At 33.1% G+C, this 15,905-nt stretch carries 17 protein-coding genes; 2 read left to right on the forward strand and 15 right to left on the reverse strand.

The genetic code is table 11. The features are described from left to right. Nucleotides 1-122: 122 nt before the first annotated feature. The 6 genes from ICJ83_RS14505 to ICJ83_RS14530 form a co-directional block, all read right to left on the reverse strand. A complete protein-coding gene (locus ICJ83_RS14505) occupies nt 123-476 on the reverse strand; it encodes a hypothetical protein (protein ID WP_188231125.1) in 354 nt (117 codons plus the stop codon). Between the two features lie 20 nt (nt 477-496). Beyond that, nucleotides 497-862 (reverse strand): hypothetical protein, encoded by a 366-nt coding sequence (locus ICJ83_RS14510; RefSeq protein WP_188231126.1) that lies wholly within the window; start codon nt 860-862, stop codon nt 497-499. Beyond that, on the reverse strand, nt 819-1,193 hold the full coding sequence (locus tag ICJ83_RS14515; RefSeq protein ID WP_188231127.1) for a hypothetical protein: 375 nt from the start codon (nt 1,191-1,193) through the stop codon (nt 819-821). The genes ICJ83_RS14510 and ICJ83_RS14515 overlap by 44 nt, the downstream gene beginning before the upstream one ends. Beyond that, nucleotides 1,177-1,569, reverse strand: coding sequence for a hypothetical protein (locus ICJ83_RS14520; protein WP_188231128.1), 393 nt, complete (start codon nt 1,567-1,569; stop codon nt 1,177-1,179). The genes ICJ83_RS14515 and ICJ83_RS14520 overlap by 17 nt, the downstream gene beginning before the upstream one ends. 5 nt (nt 1,570-1,574) lie before the next feature. Further along, on the reverse strand, nt 1,575-2,513 hold the full coding sequence (locus tag ICJ83_RS14525; protein ID WP_188231129.1) for a HEPN domain-containing protein: 939 nt from the start codon (nt 2,511-2,513) through the stop codon (nt 1,575-1,577). Between the two features lie 160 nt (nt 2,514-2,673). Further along, on the reverse strand, nt 2,674-2,988 hold the full coding sequence (locus tag ICJ83_RS14530) for a hypothetical protein (protein WP_188231130.1): 315 nt from the start codon (nt 2,986-2,988) through the stop codon (nt 2,674-2,676). 164 nt (nt 2,989-3,152) lie between these two features. On the opposite strand from ICJ83_RS14530, the gene ICJ83_RS14535 reads away from it, so the two are divergent. Then, on the forward strand, nt 3,153-3,563 hold the full coding sequence (locus tag ICJ83_RS14535) for a helix-turn-helix domain-containing protein (RefSeq protein WP_188231131.1): 411 nt from the start codon (nt 3,153-3,155) through the stop codon (nt 3,561-3,563). A 63-nt stretch (nt 3,564-3,626) separates the two neighbouring features. Here the strand turns inward: ICJ83_RS14535 and ICJ83_RS14540 are convergent, their stop codons facing one another. The 5 genes from ICJ83_RS14540 to ICJ83_RS14560 all read right to left on the reverse strand — a co-directional run bounded on the left by ICJ83_RS14540 (nt 3,627) and on the right by ICJ83_RS14560 (nt 8,150). Beyond that, the gene (locus tag ICJ83_RS14540; RefSeq protein ID WP_223154794.1) at nt 3,627-5,237 is read right to left on the reverse strand and encodes a type IV secretory system conjugative DNA transfer family protein; all 1,611 of its coding nucleotides are present in this window, start codon (nt 5,235-5,237) and stop codon (nt 3,627-3,629) included. Between the two features lie 12 nt (nt 5,238-5,249). Then, nucleotides 5,250-6,275, reverse strand: a complete 1,026-nt coding sequence (mobB, locus tag ICJ83_RS14545) for a MobB family relaxase (RefSeq protein ID WP_188231132.1) — start codon at nt 6,273-6,275, stop codon at nt 5,250-5,252. 2 nt (nt 6,276-6,277) lie between these two features. Beyond that, nucleotides 6,278-6,835 (reverse strand): BfmA/BtgA family mobilization protein, encoded by a 558-nt coding sequence (locus ICJ83_RS14550; protein WP_188231133.1) that lies wholly within the window; start codon nt 6,833-6,835, stop codon nt 6,278-6,280. A 468-nt stretch (nt 6,836-7,303) separates the two neighbouring features. After that, nucleotides 7,304-7,747 carry a JAB domain-containing protein gene (locus ICJ83_RS14555; protein ID WP_188231134.1) on the reverse strand — a complete coding sequence of 148 codons (444 nt, stop codon included), beginning with the start codon at nt 7,745-7,747 and terminating at the stop codon, nt 7,304-7,306. A gap of 70 nt (nt 7,748-7,817) precedes the next feature. Beyond that, on the reverse strand, nt 7,818-8,150 hold the full coding sequence (locus ICJ83_RS14560; protein WP_188231158.1) for a single-stranded DNA-binding protein: 333 nt from the start codon (nt 8,148-8,150) through the stop codon (nt 7,818-7,820). A gap of 415 nt (nt 8,151-8,565) precedes the next feature. Here ICJ83_RS14560 and ICJ83_RS14565 point away from each other — a divergent pair, with 415 nt between their 5' ends. After that, a complete protein-coding gene (locus tag ICJ83_RS14565) occupies nt 8,566-9,162 on the forward strand; it encodes a hypothetical protein (RefSeq protein WP_188231135.1) in 597 nt (198 codons plus the stop codon). 438 nt (nt 9,163-9,600) lie between these two features. Here ICJ83_RS14565 and ICJ83_RS14570 read toward each other — a convergent pair whose 3' ends face one another. From ICJ83_RS14570 to ICJ83_RS14585, 4 genes are all read right to left on the reverse strand, one after another. Then, nucleotides 9,601-10,611 (reverse strand): nucleotidyl transferase AbiEii/AbiGii toxin family protein, encoded by a 1,011-nt coding sequence (locus ICJ83_RS14570; protein ID WP_188231136.1) that lies wholly within the window; start codon nt 10,609-10,611, stop codon nt 9,601-9,603. After that, nucleotides 10,612-11,208 carry a DUF6088 family protein gene (locus ICJ83_RS14575; RefSeq protein ID WP_188231137.1) on the reverse strand — a complete coding sequence of 199 codons (597 nt, stop codon included), beginning with the start codon at nt 11,206-11,208 and terminating at the stop codon, nt 10,612-10,614. It abuts the gene before it with no gap. Between the two features lie 373 nt (nt 11,209-11,581). Next, nucleotides 11,582-13,957 carry an ATP-binding protein gene (locus tag ICJ83_RS14580; RefSeq protein ID WP_188231138.1) on the reverse strand — a complete coding sequence of 792 codons (2,376 nt, stop codon included), beginning with the start codon at nt 13,955-13,957 and terminating at the stop codon, nt 11,582-11,584. Nucleotides 13,958-14,137: 180 nt separating this feature from the next. After that, on the reverse strand, nt 14,138-15,859 hold the full coding sequence (locus ICJ83_RS14585) for a hypothetical protein (RefSeq protein ID WP_188231139.1): 1,722 nt from the start codon (nt 15,857-15,859) through the stop codon (nt 14,138-14,140). Between the last annotated feature and the right edge of the window lie 46 nt (nt 15,860-15,905).

The raw sequence follows: 15,905 nt of genomic DNA on the forward strand, positions 1-15,905 counted from the left end.
CCAGAAAATGACTATATACCATTTCCATAAAACATCTTTTTAAATTATGTTATTAATCATTCTTGGAAAATTTTTATACAATGAATCTTCAAACTAAAAAAAACTTAAAAAGAGGCTTTCTTCTAAAAATTCCTTTCTAATAAAAGTTTTTCTATAGCATCATAGCTTTCCAATTGTTCATCAGGCAAAATATCGTTTATCAGTTCAAGTATAGTCACTATAGCCAATTCATTTGAAAGATATGGTGTTCTTGGCGAACTTGATGTTCCCTCAAGTTCCAGTGCAGCTATACTTACCCTTAACAGACAGGAGATCACATAGCGTAATTCGCTATTGTCACTGACATGAAAGATTACTTCTTGGGATATCTCCTCCCCGTTTTTAAAGGATCTGCATTTTCTCGGCCTTAAAAGTTCTTTAATAGCTTCCAGTTTTTCTTTATCAGCTTTCTTATTATATTTATTGCTTTCTTCCATAGTTCCAAAGATTTATTTCTTTAATCATTATCTTGCAATAGTCTTCTGGATTTATCCAAAAACGCCAATTCCTCATGTGGTATCAACCTCCTGAAAAATTCCAGTACATCGGCAAATTGCTTGTGTGCCTCTTTAATGTCCCTTGCTTCATCGTTTGGATCATAGCCATCCAATGCCATGATGCATAGATTCATAACTGCTTCAAGGGTATAGCCTAGATGCTCATAATTCTTTATGTAAGCAAAGTTTATATAGTTTCCCTTCCGATAGACATGCTTGGGTGTCGGGGTTAGCAGCCTATAATGTTCCTCAGCCGATTTGTGCAGCTCCTTAAGGCTTTTTCTATTCTTCTTTTGAAGTTGTTTTTTGGCTTTTTTCTTTTTCATCGTCTCCTTTATTTTTTAGAATTTCATCAATGCAATCCAAACAGTACATCTGTTGGTGTGGTAATAACTCTAAGATCAGCTCTATAACCTTGGTGACACTTTGCTCCGCAATATTACTTCGATAGGCAGGAGATGTAAACACCCCATTACCGTCCAAACAATAATAGCAGACCTTTAAAAGTTCCTCTATATAGCCGGTTATATCCTCGTTATTAGAAACCTCTATACTGATGGTTTTCTGTGTCCGGTTTCCATAAGGTTCAATTTTCATACCCGAATGGGCATCGAGTATGTCTTTAATTTTTTTGATTTGTTTAATCTTGCGTTTCATAGGTTTTCTTATTTAATTTTTCATCGGATAACATAAGCTTTCCCATTTCATCTAGGTAAATCCCTTCTTCAAATGGAATCAGGTTCTTAGCAAACTCCAACACCCTTTTCACATCTGATTCCTTGTTACTAATATCTAAGGTTAGATCTTGCCTATCTTCTAGAGCCAGAATACTAACATTGAGCATAGATTTTAGCGTATTAAATAGGTCTACATAGTTATACACCCGACCATAGTTCAAATAATTGCCCTTATTCTTACCTCCAATTGGGGATAACAACTTGAAATTTTCTTGGCTCAATTCTCTTACTCTTTCCAGATTTGTAACGGCTTTTTGAAGTTTCTTTTTATTCTTCTTGTTCGCTTTGTTTTTCATGATTTCTATGGGCTTGTTTCGTTAAGGGGTAAAAGTCGGATTGCTAATTGCAGTACTTCATTGATTTCAAAATAAAAACCATTTACATTCATTGGTGGTTCGACATCATCCTGTAAACAGGTAGCACAGGTAAGCATCAGGGATTTTGCCAGACACAGCATTTCATAAGGATTATCAAATTCAAGTTTGCGGTATAGAAACTCCCGTTCTACACTAGGTATTGGCTCTTTTATGGTTTGATTGTGATAACCGTTAAGATTTTCTGCTTTTATATTTTGCTCAAAATTGGACAGCTCATAATTAAACCAAAACTCAACCTCCTTAATAAACAGCCCTAATTTTTGAGATAGCTGCTCGATGTCCTCTTTGCCTATATCATAGTTATTGGTATACCTGGCAGACGAATAGGCGTCTTCCAATAAGTCAAGTAATTTACTGTCAACGTCGGATTCTATTTGAAAAGCTCCTTCGAGTTTGTTTAATGATTTTAATACATAGGTTTGATGATTCTTAATACTATGACATCTCTTGGTCTTGCCGCATATGAATCGCTCCAAAACTCTATACCCTTGCTCAAAGGTCTGGTGTGCCATAAATGCACTTTGAGGTAGTTGTTTTTGTTCTCTGAAATAGTGAAACCCTTTTTTAAATGCCTTCATTCTGGACATATCCCCCTTAAAGTCCTTCTTAATATTTTCAATTAGCTTGGTTAGTTTGGCATCTGGCAAAGCTATTATTTGGTTTTCCTGTTCCGCTTTGAAAACAAGGTCTTTTTCATGGCAGTAGTTTAGAAAGTATTGGTTTCCATGTTGGGCTTCGCTACATGCATAACTGAAGGTAAAGACACGGCAACTATAATCTGGATAGTGTTGTAAAATCGAGTTTATAAGGGCTATGATATGCTCAGACATATCATTTTGTGCCATCTTTGTAATAATGTTCAATCTGTTTTTGAACGCATGTCTGTCCGTTCCCCTATTAAGGTAAATGTGTCCGACATCTATTGCCTCCACAATCTTAGCTATGACTTCATTTAAGTTGTTGGGGACATCTCGTTCTTTGATATTAATCTCTGTAGTTTCCATAATACTGGTTTTTTAAAAGTTACTTTTGATTTATAAACTGGTTAATCTTAGGCGTTGAGACAAGGCGTTTGACCTTTTGCTTGAATTGTCCTCTTTCCCAAACCACTCCTGAACGTGTGTTAGATGCCTCTTCAAAACAATCAAGCTTGGACATAACAAAGGGGACGATATTAAAAGGAATGCGGATTTCCTCAATATCATTCTTCTTACTTATTCTAAGTAGCTTATACTTGGACTCGGTATAATCACCGGAGAAGATTGGCCATTCAAAATATTTTAAAATGGCAATTGGCTCTTCACCATAAATAATTGCTTTTATTTGTTCGGCTTCCATAATATGTTCCTTTGGTTCTCAATAAAGGAACTACCATATTTTCCCGTACCGAACCACGGCCACTTGTATTTTACCAATGAAATCTGGTAGTTTACCAAGATTATTACGGAAAATTCAACTATCTTTACAATACAAACCGAGAGAAACTATTGTATATTTAACCTATGAATACAGCAACAAAACCAAATCACATCGGCAGAAAAATTAGCCGCATCAGAGAACTTCGAGGCATGAAGCAGGAAGCCCTTGCTTTAGAATTAGGCATTAGCCAACAAAGTGTGTCTTTATTAGAACAAAGTGAAACTGTGGAAGATGAAAAGTTAGAAAAAGTTGCTAAAATCCTTGGGGTTACTACTGAAGCTATTAAAAATTTTTCAGATGAGTCTGTATTAAATATTATTTCGAACTCATTCCATGACAATTCAGTCCTAAATGGGGTTCTTTATAATCCGACGTTCAATCCTATTGATAAAATTTTAGAACAAGCTGATAAAATTGAAGAGTTATATAAAAAGCTCCTTCAAGCAGAAAAAGACAAAGTAGCGTATTTAGAAAAGCTGTTGGATAAAAAATAAATTTACTTTATAACATATTAAAAAAGGGAATCATTTCAAGTTGATTCCCTTTTTTTTCTGCTTTTAACTTTGCTCGTCATGGTTTGATTTCACCTGAAATAGCTGTCTTACTTCCAGATGAATCCGCTCAAAGTTTGCTTGTATTTCTGCATCATTGTAACGATGTACTGGCGGCGGTAATTCTCTAGCTATTCTAGGCATTTTAAATCGCACCTTACGATCCTTTCCATCTGCAAAAGAAATAAACTCCCCTTCCTTCAATCGAAAGAATACATCTGAACGTATTTTGCTGACCTCCTTCTCTCCTGTGCTGATCCTGGAATCAAAATCCAGACTATTCTGGCTTTTGCTGACTGTCTTCGTTGGCTTCTTAACGATTTCAAAAAAACGTTCATAATACTTAGCTGTGTCCGGGTCGTTCGCTTTTCCAAAAAACTGGTAGGACAAATTACTCAGTATGGCACGACTTGCCTTATCCCCGTACATCATATCATTTTGGGTCTTATCCTGCATCACATAAACCGTTGAAATATCATAACTTCTTAAGGTTGCTGGTATGCGGTGCATATTAAGTAATCTGATGGTAGGTGCTTCTTCAATTAAAAGAAAAGAGGAGGCTTGATGGCGGATGCTCATCTGTTTAGTCATCGTATGAATGATCGTAGCAATCACAGGAGAGTATGCCGTTTCAAATTTAGGATTGTTCACTATAGATACAACAGCAGGATTTTTAGGATTATTAATATCCAGAGGCACTTCATCTGCCGAAAGGGTCATAAAGATCCGTTGTGTACTGATTTTCTTGAGAGCATTCGCCAGTGAGCTCATTACTCCTGCTGTTTGCCGTTCTGATGCCCTTCCTAAAATAAAGGAATTGGCCATGGCCTTGGAGGTATAATCAGAGCTTAAAAAATCCATTAGGCTATCCGTATCTAAATATTGGTAGGTAGCAATCAAATGAGGAAGCGTGCAGTATTTTGGATAGGCCGTCTTCAGTTTCCATATAAGCCCACCCAAAAGGCCTTCAACAGCATCGTTAAAGAATTTGGAAGCTCCTGTAGCGTTGGTTTCACGTTGTTCCAATAGATTTTCTAACAATACCCTTGATACTTCATTCACGCTTTCCTCATCCCGCATATACCTTGGAGCAATGGGATTCACCTTAGCATAGATATCATCAAAGGAAATAATATGAAAAGGGCGGCTAGATTCCTTAAAGAGTGGATACGCCATTTCCGTAATCTCAAAATGCTTGTAATCGTGGATAAGACCACAAAATTGATACTGCTGAAAATGCTTTAACATGTTATAGACTACCGATTCGGTCTTACCACTTCCGGCAGAGCCAATAACGGAAATCCCTCTGCGAATATTCTTGAGTCTTAACGAGCCATTCTTGATTTTGATTTTCATGATGTACTTGCGATCGGTCTTGGTGCTTTCCCATACCGGGTTCACCACAACAAAAAGAAGGCAATTAATTAATGTTAGGGGAAATAGCCAGGCTCCAAATACTTTCATGAACTTATCTGGATGCATAAGATAAACCAGATAACAAATCATTAGAATAAATACGGTATGAATGACAAAGGCAAATCGCTTATAACGAAAACCAATAGCCATCAAAGTGGTCATTGTTCCATAAAGACTGAAAATTAAAACAGGTGTTGACATAAGATTGAGTTTTTAAATACCGATGGAGCCAGCATCTTTGGCCACATCGATGGTTCTTTTTAATTGTTTGAAGGCCTTCAGAGCCATTTGGACTTGATTGGTTGGAATATTAAGATTTGGAATCTGCATTCCTGATTTTCCCATTATTTTAAAGGCGGCACTTTTTTCATTTGTTGGTAGTGCCATGACTTGAGCAAAAAATTTATAAGTATCCTTTTGATACATTTTATGAGCAGAATATTGCTCCACAAAGTTTCGGTCATATTTGAATAAGGTGTCAAAGGTCTTTTCAGCCTTTTCAAAGAAACCATCACGATCAAAGCCTCGTTTTACAGAACTACCATTGAGCATAACCTCTGAGGCCTTATAGGAACTCCCCGGAGACAAACTAAGCTTATTGGTCACATCCTTTCTGCTGACGATAATATGCACATGGGTCTGGAAGCCTTGTTTTTTCATGCCCTGCTCTATCATCTTGCCATCCATTCGATGTGGTGCTTCAGCCCTGAGCTTTTCAATAGCCTTTTGAATATCTTGGCTGTTGCCGGCTAATTCCCCTCTCCTAATTTTTACTAGGTCATGTTCCAGTTTAACAATTTTAGCTCTGTAAGGTTGGTTCTCCTTGATTTCCTTATCGAACCCTTTATAGATACGTTCATATTCAATCTTAGCATAATATTTTATACTATCTACTGATACTGGAGTGTCCCTGTTAAAGGAACTGGCATACGCTTTCATGGTCTCACGAACATATTGTCGTAATTTATCGGGGTCATTGCCTATATGCTTCAGTTCCCTTTGACTTGGATTTATAGTGAGTGAATAAAATTTAGGTTCACTTTTTCTAAGCTTGGCGGTATTGCTGTCAATTTCCTTGACAACATGCTCGGGGGACATCTGATCATTGTGCTGGTCAAAAAAGTGCTCTTGATGCTCAGGTGCCTTGTCCCTGTTTTCCTTTTCCAGATAACCGACAAAATCACCACAGCTTTTTGAAAATGTGGTATCTAAATGTTGTTTGGTAATGGAGATGTACATAACTAACTGTTTTTAAGTTTTTCCTTTAGAGCCTCCAGCTCTTCCACGGTCATATCCAATTGAAGTTTAGGTTTTCCAAAACTGCTTTTCACAATATGTATCTTGGAAAACAAAATGTCTTCGAACTGTTGTTTGGTCTCTACTAAATCACGCTTGATCGAGTTCTTTTCTTTTCTCAGTTCAATAGCCTCCATGGAGGTGGCAAAAAAGGGATCCTTAACTGGCTTATTACTTTTTTTAACCTCTACGAGCCGGGGCTGATTTTGTTTGGGTGATGATTGTTCAAACAGCAATTGCAGCATCGCTGTGGTGGGTTTGGTCTGGTTCTTTTCGATTTCTTTTATAATGGATACCAGGGCATTGATCCGTTTTTTAATATTGGCCTCTATTCCTCGCATATTAGGACCAAGATCATCCATGGGAGATAATTGATAAGTATCAAAAAAATCCATCATATGCTCCAGAGTCTCGGTATAGGATCCGCCAACTTTGGCACAAAAACCCTTGAACCTCTCTACGGTGTCCTTATGGAAATTGATGCTCAAAAATCGACGTTTCATTTCTTTATTATTTGTTATTTACTTGATTATGTTAATGCATCCCAGTGTTTATAAGGCTTTCCAAGGGCATTAACATAATTTTGGTGTTTATCACTAGTACCTAAAACGACTAAAAAACACCACAAACCCTTTGTTTACAGGGGCTACCAAAGGTTTAGATTAACGCAATGCCGCTTTAGCGCATTGCCCTCTTGCTATTCGATTTCGTCACGCCAAAGCGTGACAAAATTTTTCAAAACGGAGTACTCATTTTCAGTCCTAAACCGCTTCTTTTAAAGTTAAGTGATTCCTTTAAAATCGAAAAACGCCGTTTAGACTCAAATGGATTCATTTGTTACCAAATCGTATGAATTACAAAAAATCGGGATTTCAAAACGTCAGTTTTTCTAAAATGACCCTTTGCAATTGAAAAGAAAAAGGCCTAAGGAATGATCCAAAGGCCTGTGAGTAATTTGATGTTAATTTTAACTATAAAATACCATCATCGGCAAAACTGTAATACTCACCTGAAGGTGTAATAATGAGATGATCTAAAACGGCTATATCTAAAAATTTGGAAGCCTTAACAATTTTCTCTGTCAGTTGTTTATCAACTTCACTCGGTTTTAGTTTGCCGCTTGGGTGGTTGTGCACCAAAATTACGCCTGTGCTAAGCGTCTTTAAAGCGATGGCAAAAAGGATTCGAATATCTACTAAAGTTCCGGTAATTCCACCACTGGATAATTCATAGATCCCTTTTACTTTATTTGAATTGTTTAAGAGCATGATTTTAAACGATTCATGTAATCCGATCGTGTTTTGATCCCAATGGTTAAAAATAATCTCATTGGCATCTGAAGAGCATTTTATGGATAAAGAAGCTTTTAAGTTTTCTTTATAGCTTACCTGTATTTCGTTAACTTTGTTTTTCATAACTTTCTAATTGAAGGTTTAAGCTTAAAAAGGGTGCTGATTTGAAAGGGAGCACCCTTTTGTTTTGCTTCTATTTACTAAGTAGTAAGATTTCACTAATTGTAATTTCAGTCACATAGCGTTTAACGCCTTCTTTATCCTCATAACTTCTGGAAGTTAGTTTCCCTTCAATAGCAATCTCTTTGCCTGTTGTTACATACTTTTCTACGATGTCGGCCTTTTTGCCCCAAGCTACCAAATTGTGCCAGCTGGTATTGGTTTGTTTTTCGCCTTTGGCATTGTTGTAATGCTCATTTGTAGCCAATGATATACGGGCTAACTTTTTTCCGTCTTCTAAAATGGTCATCGTTGGCTCTTGCCCTACGTTACCAATTAACTGCACTCTGTTTTTAATTGTACTCATGATGTTAAAATTTAAATGATTAATAATTGATTTACTTATTATATCTGAAGCGTTTTCCTTTTTTGATTTTGCTTTATTTCGCTTCGTATTTGGTATGTTTTGATATGATTTCATGACTTTAATAATTTAATTTACTTCCCATAGAGCTGTGAGCTGTTACCTTTTTTTGATGCTGTAATTTTTGAATATTTAGAATTAATAAGGGACTTATAAAAAGAGCGAAGTATGAGCCTGGTTATGCAGTCCCATTAATTTCTAAATGTTATTACTTTGCTAGCAAAAAAAGGTGATAACGGCCACAGCCGGGAAGGACGAATTAAAATGAAGACTTGAAATTTAAAACATCTCGAAGCGGAATAAATAAGTCTAAATATTTCTTTTTAACTTAAAACCTAATAACCAATACCTAAATATCATGAGACACTCTTCAACTCCCAAAGAAATCTTATACAGTATATTGTCTATTTGGCCACAAGTTTCTAAAGAGTTTGGAAATAAGGAAAAATACAAGCCACTAATAAGCTTTTTATCGGCAAAAGATTATTACAACGATTACGATATACCTTATCCTAAAATGAAGGAAATAGAATCAGTAACAGGATTAAAGTCTTACCAGCTTCGAAAACAACTAACTGAAATTTACGACAAGCTATTTGCTTTCGACGAAGGCTTTGAATTTGAGTTCAACAAAACGACAATGCTAGTTCATGTAGAATACAATAAAAATTTTGGAGCGTTCAATTGCAAACCTTTGAAATATTTACCCAGAATTGGTGAAAACATATCGTTACGATTTTTAAAAGCCAAAATAGGCATAGACTTCTTTTACGTACAAGATATAAAGCATTCTTTTGAGGAAAACCGACATATTATTGACCTGTACTTAAAAGGCGGGATTTTCAATTCTTATTGGTATTACAGAAAGCACAAAGCTGAAGAATTAAATGAAATAAATTTGCGAGACATCTACGACCTGTACGATTTTCAAATAAAAGAAAAACTAGGTTTTTAACTATACTTGAGCAGAATGTTTGGATTTTCCTCTTTTAAGTAAATATAATTCTTTTGTTAATCTCCAAAAAACCTAAGAAAGATACCTGTTAAAAAACATTTTTAAGCTGCCAAATTATAGATTAACAAAATCATTGAGCCATAAAATCTTATTTTATAGCTCACATTTCACTTATTTTTGAGCTATAAAAACATATTATATAGCTCTCAGCTATAAAAATATGAAATTAACTTTCAAAGAAATGGTGGTAGTTTTTTATGATGAAAATAGCATTAAAGAACTAAATTGGATAGAAAGGAAACTGGAAACCATAAACAGGTAATTAATGATCCAATCTTTTCCTTGACATGAATCAACAATTAAACAGTCATTTAAATAAAAATATTGCTATGCTTAATATTCTCCGTAGCAGGTTGTTTTGGTTTGCGTTTTTCTTATTTATTGGAATTTCAACGCGTTGTATTCCTGGGTTGCTTGTTTAACGGTCTCCAAAAGGTCTTTAAAACTTGGACTATCTTCTGGAATCATATTAGTTTGCATTGTTTTATAATCGTCTTCCCAGGCTTTTATAAAATCTTCAGGGGGAATAGGATTCAAGTTTGGCGGATATAATGTATCGTAATCTACACCACGCATTCCATTAAATCGTTCTCTATGTTCAATAATAGAAACAATTAGTTCTTGGTTGTAGGCTTTATTTTTATGTTCACTGTTGTAGATTTTGGTAATATCATACAAATGCCTGCTTAAACGTTCTACACGTATTTTATTGTTAGGTTTTTTAAACTCTTCGTGCAACAAAAACAATTTCTCTAAATATGAACGTTCGGGGTTTACACAGGGAACCGTTATAGCTGTATCTGCAAATGGTTGCTTTGAAAATTCTTCGCCTACAAATGATATGATGTCACAACTTGTAAAAGGGTCTTTTAAGGAGCGACTACCCAATTCTACCTTTACTCTTGGCAACACGTATTCTGAATGCTCTGTAACCGCAGGATAATAGATTAAAATAGACACTGGATCTTGATCATCATCACCTAAATCCTCAAAATCGAAGGTTACGTTTGTATATCCCTTTTCTACGAATGCTTTTTTTAAAGCTTCATAAAATGCAGTGGTTACAAATTCAAAAGATTTTTCTCTTAATTTTTTTACTTGAGATTTGCTAATCATTCCACCATCAAAACCTAAATATTCTCTATTTAAGGCTAAATCTATATCTTCTGAAAAGCGTTGTATTAAATGCCAGGCTTTACTTAATGATGTTCCTCCTTTAAATAATAGGTGATCTGCAAACTCTAACTGCGAAAAGATTATATCTAGCGTTTGTACTACCCACCAATCTTTTTCTACTGCATATACAGGCAAACCTTTTTGTTGTGCTGCCACAGTAAAAACTTCTACCTTTTCGGAATCTTTTAATTTATAAAAATCTTGTGCTGCCATTTACAATGCTTTTGCCATTATTTCTGCTATCCATTGTGGTGCTAATCTAATGTCGTGTTTTAATTCTTTTATGTCTTCCTTCAGTAACAGCTTATGTATGGTTTCCAGCTCGTGGTCTGTTACGTTATCTTTTCCAATTTCTTTTAGTGCCTGTACCACCAACTTGCTTATCTCACCTTTTAGTGCCAAGTTTTTAGCTGTTGTTTTCTTAAACTGTATGGTACGATTACCAATAGTTATTTTTCTTGGTGAACCATCGGTTAGATATACCAGCTTTAAAGGCACTTGTGTAGATAATCCTAACATATTTTGCGCATAAGCACCTGTGGGTAATATACGTGCCTTATCTCGTTTGGCTATTGCTTTGGCTACTTCTTCGGTAGAAGGTAAAACCTCTTGGTTAAGTAAGTTGCTAAATGTTGGTTTTGCATAGATGCCACGAGCCAAATTATGTAGCATCCCTTTTTTAACTATACGATGCAATGCGACCTTAACTGCTCCTGGACTGCCGTAATCCTGAAAGTCTTCTGTAAAGACAATAGATCCCTGTTTGAGGTTTTTTATTTTTTGTTCTATTTTATCATCTGTACTTAGCATAGTGTAAAGATAGTATTTTGTAACCTATTTAAAAATATTTGTTACTAAAATAATCTAAAAAAGTTACAAAAACATTAAAGATAGTTCATAAACTCTCAACCCTATTATTGATAGAACGGAGACTGAGAAATATAAACAACAGATATAATGATCCAGTTTAATTTAAAATGCAGTGTTGTTAAATAACAGCTATACGGAATTGCTACACTCAATTTTTCCTGTACAGATGGCTCTCTATTTTCACCTTTACCACGACAATGGCTTAACATCAAACAGAACTAAATACAAATCTTAAACAAAATAATCGAAGCCAATACTTTGAAGGATAATATTCAGACTGTATAAGAATATACAAATACCTTAATTAATAAATCTAAAATGGAAGGGTATCATCATGACCTATATCAAAAACCCTATCTGAAATTTCTGGATTTGGTAGTTCATATTGGTAGTCTTTGTCATAATCTTCATACACTTCTAAATTAATGTCATATACATCTGGATCAAAATCTACATTAGATATCTTATATCCTCGAACTTCTTGTTCTATTAAATTATTTTCAAATATCCTATTCCAATCAGGACTGCATAAAAAATCATAGTTTATAAAAAAGTCATTAAACAAATTAACTTTAATATAATCATAATTGTCGTTTATTCTTTGAATTATTTCAATATGAGTGTTTTTTTCAGTTGCTTCCATTAGTCTTTCATAAGCATGGCTCAGCTCTCTTTCAAAAATTTTAATAATTTCCTTTTTTAAAACACTTAATGAAAGAACGCAATTCTCAACTTTTAGTGACTTGAACAAATCTACCTCATAATGCTTTAAAAGCATCCTATTTAATTCTATTATATCGTCTATATTATCTAAATTCAATAGAGTGTTAAGAAAAAATTCATTAGGCAGGTTTGATATTAGAACACTTAATTTTTTATCACTTTTAAGATCAAACAAGAGCTTCATTGAATAATGATGACTTAAAATATTATTTTTCAAAAACTGCCATGTCTTTATCTTATTTAGAAGCTTAGTGAAATACTCTAAACTTATTTTTTCAAAAAAGTAGCTGTAAAATACAATAACTAAAAAAATATCTTCTTCCGATTCATTTTGATTAATTACAGTAACCAAAAACTTGATAAAAATTTCTAATAAGTCTGAATTTAAATCATCCTTCGCATTTTTATATGGCTTGTAAAAATTATACCATTGCTCTATTAAAATTGAACTGGAAAGTATACGTTCAATTTCAACCTCATTTTCTCTAATATAATAATTAAGAAAATCCTCTAATGAGGGATTAATAAATCCAATTCGAACCTCTCTAGTTGTACTTATATTTATAAATCCGTCTTTTAACTTTCTTAAGCTAGCCTTGAATGAATCAATAGGTTTTTTAAAATTATTATTTTCTACCTCGAATTTAATTCTTCTATTATAAGCCCTTTCCAAAACTAAATTCTCTACTTCTCTTCCAAAAGAAAAAAGTGTATTAAGCAAAAACCTATCATAGTCTGTGATTTGGTTAGAATAAGCATGATTCCAAATTTGTTTAGGATTTTTTAAATTATCTTTTATGAAAGACTCATAATCCTTAGGTAATAATTTCAAAACTTTTGACCCCGTAAAAAATTCAATTATTCGAGGCATAAAATTAGAATGATTACAAATAAATGGAGCTAATTCCTTTATTACTCTTAATTGCTCTTCGTTTAATCCTGATTCTAATAAGTGGTTATCAAGCATTCTTCTTTTAGCTCCATAACTATACGATAACAATTCAACCTTAGCTTCAGCTCTTAATGGATTAAATTCACGCAATCTTTCAGAATCTTCCAAAAAACTTGCAAGTATAAACTTACGAGTGTTTAGAATTAATAATTTATTTTTAGAGTTTTCTATTCTATTAATAATTTTAATAAGCATAGACTCAGCTGACTTAGATTTATATATCTCAGCATAAGTATGGCCTAAAAAATCATCAAAATAAAATATTTGTTTAGAATCATCTAATCTTAATGTGTCTTCTATTTCTTTAATGCTTTCATAAACTATATTTACCTCATAATCGTTTTTAATATAATTGTAGATAAGCATATCTGACAAAGTGGTTTTACCAACACCCGGTTCACCTGTCAAAATCAAAAACTTATTCTTTTCTAGAGTATTTTTTGCCAGATAAAAATCACGTGTAACTACAAAAAGCCTAAGCTTATTTTTTAATACGTTTTCTGTAAACTCCTTCCTTCTCCCATCAAACTTATAATTTAAAATTTTATTTAAAACAACAAAGCTAGAAAACCATAATTTAAAATGATTTTCCTCAATAGCACTATTAAGTCTAAGAATCCCATTTAAATCGTCTCTTCCATAAATTTCATTTAATGAAGGTATATAAGGATGAAATATTTCTTTAATTTCCTTTTTTTGTTGTGGATTCAATTCACTAGATGTGACCAAAATATAAAGCCTAGGTTTAAGTTTATCAACCTTCGGTTTTTCCTTTTTAATTAAATCAGATTTTAAAGTAGAATATGAGGTTTTTACATAATGCTTAACCTGGACAACTATATCATATTCATTCTCGATTGTAGAATGCAACAAATCAATCCCTAAATCCTTTCCGGGCTTAAAAGATCTAAAAAATGCATATAATGAATTCTGCTTATATTCATGATTTAACAGATCACATGCCAATTTCTCGAAATCCAAAGAATTTAATGTTGAAAAATCATAATTCGTCATTCTCGTTTATTTATTAAAAACTTTAAAACCCACCTATATTCCTAAAAACTATTTACTTATTTCTCCACCAAACTATATCTACAGATAGTACCCACAGATTTCAATTCATTAAAATTTTCACAAAGACTATTATTTTTTTAAAAATAACACGTATTTGCATTATATTTTTTAAATAATCAACTATCTAAACAATGTTATAAATTTACCGCTTGTTTTTCGATCTAAATTTATTTCGTTTTCAAAGCCTAATCCCTCATGATAATAATCATCAAACATCTTAGCATGATCAGGATGAGTTTTTATAATCTTATCAGATTTTAAAAGTTTATCTGGAATTTGCTTATCAAGAATTGCCCCACAAATTTCAAGTTCATCACCACATAAAAGTCCTCCATGCAGATATTCCCTTAAATTCAAATATCTAAGTAACTCCGAGAATTTAAAGCCTCTTTTTTTCAAACTCAACAAGAAAACTTCTAAATCATCAATACAAATAGACAAAGGCATTTCATCTCTTTCATCAATATCTATCATACTATCTAAATCAGTTTGTATTTGACCAAAACGCTCGAGGGTTACTATCAGACTAAAAACCGAATGGTAATTTTTTGTATTAATTTGAATAATTTGATTTTTAAGTGCCAAATCCTCATAGATATAAAATTTTTCACCTTTCAAAAATTTTTCTTTAACTCTAAAAGCCTGATCATAACCTTTTTGAATTACTTTATCAAAATTGGTTCTTATTAGCCCATAGGCTTTATCAGGATCAGAACGAGGTTCTCTTCTTTTGGAAGCCTTTGCCTCAATTATTAGAGCCATCCCCTTGTATAAAATTAAAATATCCTGCTCATTACCTACTTCGGTATAATAACTTTGATAAACAAAAGCTTCCTCTCCAAAAAGAGATTTAAATAGATTAACAATTTTATTCTCTAACTCGTTACCTCTGTGCTTATAAAAAGCTTCCGTTATTGAACTTTTGGAAACTACAAAATCTAATAACTGATTATAAATAGCAATTATAATCTGTTTAATATCCATTGATTGATATTCGTTTTTATCAACTTCAAAAATAGGGTAGTTAAAATATGGATTTATTTCTGTGTAGTATAAAAATGCACTTTCTTGCCTTTTTACGCATAAAGCATCTATAAAGGCATTTGAAATATTAGATCCAAACTCATCGATTAATTCTTTTAGTGTAAAACGATATTTCTTACCGGGATCCATTAAACTCTCCGACATTCGAATATAACTTTCAGGTACTGCTAAATGCATTTTATCTGGATTTGTTATTCCCTCTACGAATTTATCCAAACCAATATCATCCCACGTTTTATCTTCTGGACTAGGTAAAACAGAATTTAATTTTTGATGCAACATTTCATCTAGAAATCTATATACAGAAATAAATTCACTTAATGTTAAACCAAAATGTGCTTGAATTTCATTCTCAAATGGAGCGAAGTAATTAAGTACCCTTTCAATAATCTGCTCTTCATAATTTAAATCACCTTGATTAAAATAATTTAAATGATACATAAGAGCAATTATCCTTTTTTGTGCATCAATATCATCTAAAACTTCACCATCATTTGGATAAAATTTTTCTTCGTATCCATTCTCAATTTCAATTAAAAGAATTTTTATATGATCCCATTCCTCTTCTGTATATTGATATTTTACCTCTTCATTTTCATCTTTTTTAGATGTTAAATGCAATCCTGCTAGATAAAATAATTGTCGCTGAGGTGCTACTAGACCTTCTAAAGAATATGGTATATTTTGCATAGGAACCATTTGAAGTAAAGTACTCAAATCTCCAAGAAATGTTTTTGTATCATACTGACTAACATATGATTTCAACTCCAATGATTTTTCTTCTATATTAATTGACATAACTTCTATTATACTTAAACTTTAGATTGATTGACAAACTACAAAA

The organism is Aestuariibaculum sediminum (assembly GCF_014596945.1).
Taxonomy (GTDB): Bacteria; Bacteroidota; Bacteroidia; order Flavobacteriales; family Flavobacteriaceae; genus Aestuariibaculum; species Aestuariibaculum sediminum.